Origin of the sequence: Streptomyces chisholmiae, from assembly GCF_031845445.1 — a bacterium.
In the GTDB taxonomy this organism is placed as follows: domain Bacteria; phylum Actinomycetota; class Actinomycetes; order Streptomycetales; family Streptomycetaceae; genus Streptomyces; species Streptomyces chisholmiae.
Map to the genome: position 1 here is coordinate 1 of NZ_JAVREO010000211.1, position 443 is coordinate 443.

Annotated in this window: 1 pseudogene; it reads right to left on the reverse strand. The window is 78.6% G+C overall.

Annotation, left to right across the window (positions count from 1 at the left end):
- Nucleotides 1-79 precede the first annotated feature (79 nt).
- Nucleotides 80-443: pseudogene (locus RM844_RS32855) on the reverse strand (hypothetical protein); the annotation flags it as partial.

A 443-nucleotide genomic window follows, 5' to 3' on the forward strand; every position in this document is an offset into this window, starting at 1 on the left:
TACCCGCCTCGCGGCCGTTCGCTCCCCTGCCGCTGACGCGGCCACCCGCCACACGCGCTCGTGTCCTCACGGCTTGTCCCTAGCGGCGCTTCTTGCCTCGCTGCTGGCGTGGCCGCGGGTTGGCGGCGCCGCGCGTGCCGGAGGTGCTGGTCGGCGGACGCGCGTCAGGCGCGCTGGGACGCGGAGCCGGTGGGGGTGGCTCGTCGCCGGGTTCCGGCCCGGTCGACGCGCCGAGAAGCGGCGGCGCGTCCACCGCGTCGTCGTCGTCCGCGTCGTCGTCGACCGCGGCATCGTCGACCGCGCCGTTCGGTGCACCGTCTCGGACGAGCGCGGGCGCGGCGGCCGCCACTGCGACCCCGCCGCCTGCGGTGGCGGGAGCCGGCACCGGGGCGTCGGTGGGAGCTGCAGCGCGTGCCGCCTGGCGCCCGATGTCAGCCTGCGCC